The 3,924-nt window shown below is 72.0% G+C and carries 4 protein-coding genes; 2 read left to right on the top strand and 2 right to left on the bottom strand.

Annotated features, from left to right (window positions below; translation table 11 throughout):
• Positions 1-57: 57 nt before the first annotated feature.
• Together CCS38_RS21800 and CCS38_RS21805 are read left to right on the top strand one after the other, a co-directional pair.
• Entirely contained in the window at positions 58-1,194 is a 1,137-nt protein-coding gene (locus CCS38_RS21800) for a TOMM precursor leader peptide-binding protein (protein ID WP_223734990.1), read from the top strand.
• Positions 1,195-1,484: 290 nt separating this feature from the next.
• Positions 1,485-2,966: an ABC1 kinase family protein gene (locus CCS38_RS21805; protein WP_223734988.1), complete on the top strand. Its 1,482-nt coding sequence runs from the start codon at positions 1,485-1,487 to the stop codon at positions 2,964-2,966.
• 57 nt (positions 2,967-3,023) lie between these two features.
• Here the strand turns inward: CCS38_RS21805 and CCS38_RS21810 are convergent, their stop codons facing one another.
• Both CCS38_RS21810 and CCS38_RS21815 read right to left on the bottom strand, forming a co-directional pair.
• Positions 3,024-3,275: a hypothetical protein gene (locus CCS38_RS21810; RefSeq protein ID WP_223734991.1), complete on the bottom strand. Its 252-nt coding sequence runs from the start codon at positions 3,273-3,275 to the stop codon at positions 3,024-3,026.
• 409 nt (positions 3,276-3,684) lie between these two features.
• Positions 3,685-3,924 (bottom strand): putative WhiB-interacting protein (locus tag CCS38_RS21815; protein WP_223734989.1); only part of this gene is annotated, 240 nt, incomplete at its 5' end.

Consider the following 3,924-nt stretch of genomic DNA (forward strand, 5'->3'; position numbering starts at 1 on the left):
CTCCCCTCTCAGCCGTCCGCTCCCCTCGCTCCCCCTCACCCGCTGCTCAAGCCGGCTCTGCGGCGTGGCTGGCCGGACAGGGCCACCGTGCGCTTCGGCGTCGCGCCGGCCCACGCCGTGGTGGTGGGCCCGCTGGACAGCGCGACCGGCAGTCTGCTGAGCCTGATCGACGGCACCCGCAGCGTGGAGCAGCTGGAGCGCGAGGCCAAGGCGCTCCAGCTGCCGCCGGGCCACGCCCGCGAAATCGTCGGCCGCCTGGACGCCGCCGGGCTGCTGGACACTCCGGCCCGTGGCACCCCGGCGACCGAAGCGCTCCAGGCCGACCTCCCCGCCTTCGACCGGTTACGCCCCGACCTCGCCGCCCTGTCGGTACGCCATCGCGACTCGGCGGGCGCGGATGAACGGATGTGGGCGCGCCGCTCCGCACGGGTGCGGGTGCGCGGCACGGGCCGGGTGGGTGCCTCGATCGCGGCACTGCTGTCCGCGGCGGGCGTCGGACAGGTGGACGTGTACGACGGCGGCCGGGTCGAGCCCTGGGACGTGCTGCCCGCCGGATTTCCCGCCGACCACGTCGGCGAGCGGCGCGACGTGTCCGCCCGCCGCCTGGTCAGCGCCTCCTCTCCATGGAAGCGACGAACCGGCCGCCCCACCCGGGCCACCGGCGATGCACCCAACCTGTCCGAAGAGTCCCCTACCGCCTTGATGGTGCTCGCCCCGCGGGACGGTCTGGCCGCCTATGCCCCCGATCCCAGGCTCGCCGAGCCGTTCCTCGCCGCCGGCATACCCCATCTGTTCGTGGGCGTGATCGAGGCCACGGGAGTGGTGGGGCCGCTGGTGCTCCCCGGCGAATCGGCCTGCGCCGGCTGCTGGGAGCTGCGCCGTACGGACGCTGAGCCGGCCTGGCCCCAGCTGCTGGCCCAGTGGCGTTCGGGCCGCGCCGCGCCGGTCGTGCCCGCGTGCGACGCGGCGCTGGCCACGACGGTTGCGGGACTCGCCGCGACACAGGTCCTGACGTTCCTCGACGGGCATCTGCCACCCTGTACGGGCGCACGGACAGAGCTTGCGCTCCCCTGTATGAGCTGGGACACCGATCAGATCGAGGCTCACCCCGAGTGCCCTTGTGGCGCGGCGCGCTCCTCCACCACCGCAGCCGCCTCGGATCCTCGTCCCCGACACGCCACAATGACGGAGTAACCCCACCCGGGGCCAGCGCGAGTTGGAGGGGCGCATGCCGGCACAACCTCACCCAGCGGTCACCGACCCCGCGGACACCGACCGCGCCGTCCCGGCCGCCTCCATCCACCCCGCCGACCTCACTGAACGCTCCGGCTTCACGGGCGTCATCCACGTCACCGGCGCCACCGACCTCGCTGGACCGGCTGTTCCAGCTGACCCACCCGCTCTGATCGATCCGACCGCTCTGACTCAACTGACCTGTGGGAACAACGCTCCCGGCCGAGTCGGGACCTTGGGAGGACGCGCACATGTCTGATCTGCCGCGCAAGGCCGTCGTCCGGACCGCCAAGCTCGCCGCCCTCCCCCTGGGCTTCGCCGGACGCACCGCGCTCGGACTCGGCAAGCGCATCGGCGGGCGACCGGCGGAGATGATCGCCACGGAGCTCCAGCAGCGCACCGCCGAGCAGCTGTTCGCGACGCTGGGCCAGCTCAAGGGCGGGGCGATGAAGTTCGGGCAGGCGCTGTCCGTCTTCGAGTCGGCGCTGCCGGAGGAGATCGCCGGGCCGTACCGCGCCGCGCTGACCAAGTTGCAGGAGGCGGCGCCGCCACTGCCCTCCGCCACCGTTCATGCGGTGCTCGCCCAGCGGCTGGGCGAGGACTGGCGGGAGCTGTTCGCGGAGTTCGACGACAAGCCGTCGGCCGCGGCCTCGATCGGGCAGGTGCACCGGGCGGTGTGGCACGACGGCCGCGAGGTCGCGGTGAAGGTGCAGTACCCGGGCGCGGGCGAGGCGCTGCTCTCCGACCTCGCCCAACTGGGGCGGTTCGCGCGCCTGCTGGGCCCGCTCATTCCCGGTATGGACGTCAAGCCGCTGATCACCGAGCTGCGCGACCGGGTCTCGGAGGAGCTGGACTACGGCCTGGAGGCGGCGGCTCAGCGCACGTACGCCGCGGAGTTCGCCGACGATCCGGACGTCGTGGTGCCGGCTGTCGTCCACCAGGGCGACGAGGTGCTGGTCACGGAGTGGATGGACGGGGTACCGCTCTCCGAGGTGATCTCGGACGGCAGCCCGGAGGAGCGGGACCGCGCCGGACAGCTGCTGGCCCGCTTCCTCTTCTCCGGCACCGCCCGTACGGGCCTGCTGCACGCCGACCCGCACCCGGGCAACTTCCGCCTGCTGACCGGGGACGCGCCGGACGGGCCGCCGGAGGAATGGCGGCTGGGCGTACTGGACTTCGGTACGGTCGACCGGCTGCCGGACGGGCTGCCGCCCACGATCGGCACCTCGCTGCGGATGACGCTGGACGGCCAGGCGGACGCGGTCTATGAGCTGCTGTGCGAGGAGGACTTCATCAAGGACTCCGTCGATCTGGAGCCGGACGCGGTACTGGACTACCTCTTGCCGATCATCGAGCCGGCGCAGGCCGAGGAGTTCACCTTCACCCGGGGCTGGATGCGCACTCAGGCCGCCCGGATCGCGGATCCCCGCTCCCCCGCCCACCAGCTGGGCAAGCAGCTGAACCTGCCGCCGGCGTACCTCCTGATACATCGCGTGACGCTGAGCACGATCGGCGTCCTGTGCCAGCTGGGCGCGACGGTCCGGCTCCGCGATGAACTCACCATGTGGCTACCGGGTTTCGTTCAGCCGGCCCCCATCCCCGCCCAGTCCGTCCGCGACACCTGTTCCGGCGGGGAGACCGACACCGCCACTGGCGCGGGCGCCGGCACTGGTACGGGTCCCCTGGGCGGCGCGACCACAGACGAGGAGGACGCAGAAGAAACCTCTGCCTGACCTGCGCCCCAGCCATCCTGCCTGACCTGCGCCACAGCGATCACGGCACCACCGCGATCACCACCAGGTCGAGTCCAGGCGGGATTCGATGGCGCGGAGGTGGGTGCGGGCGCAGGTTTCGCAGAAGTAGCGGCGGGTGCCGTTCTCGATGGAACAGGTCCAGGTCGCGGGCGTGCCTTCGGCCGCCGCGCCGCACCGGGCACACACCGTGCCCTCGCCGGTGCCGACGCGCCCGCCGGTCGAGGCGGACCAGTCGGTCCGGTCGGTTTCGTCGGTCAACTCCGCCCGTTCATGCGTCTCATGGTCCACTGCCCGACGATATCCCCGCCGAGGCCGACAATACGTGCACAACGCACCAGTAAGGCTGTGCGTGTCGGAGCACGACTCCGGCATCCAGCGCACGGCCCCGTCGCCCCCGGCGCACGATTCACTCGCCGGGCGCACGATCCATCACAAGGGCGCACGGCCTGATCGAAATATTGCATCGCGCGATCGCGATTCAGTCGTAGCTGCGCACTGTCCGATCCGCATGTCGACACGCGCGATCCGTGCCGGACGCCGACGCTCACCATCCACTCCCGAGCCGCTGCCCTGCCAAGCACCAGCACCCATCACCAGCACCAGCAGTCCTCGTTCCTCTCCCCACAGCGCGTAGCGCGCCGCACTCCCCCGGAGGGGTGTGGGGCGCGCTACAGGGTGGGCAGGTGACGGGTCGGCGTCACTGCATGACGGCCATGGCGAGGGCGCGGCGGGCGCGGAGCGAGACGCGTTCGGCACGGCGCTGCATGCGCCGGGCCGTGGCGAGCCGGAGAGCTCTGCGTTCGGTCTCGGCCTCGCTCAAGCGCTGATGGATATGAGCCCTCGCCAGGGCTTCTGGGATGAGTTGCATTTCACGGGTCCTGTTCTGACGACGCTCGTTCGCGCCGGAGTTCGCGGGGGCGGGGGTGTCGGTGAGGGA

It is taken from the genome of Streptomyces purpurogeneiscleroticus, from assembly GCF_020024005.1.
Lineage (GTDB): Bacteria > Actinomycetota > Actinomycetes > Streptomycetales > Streptomycetaceae > Streptomyces > Streptomyces purpurogeneiscleroticus.

Excerpts from the sequence above, each read along its gene's own strand:
- CCS38_RS21805 (WP_223734988.1), top strand. The coding sequence starts at position 1,485 with ATGTCTGATCTGCCGCGCAAGGCCGTCGTCCGGACCGCCAAGCTCGCC.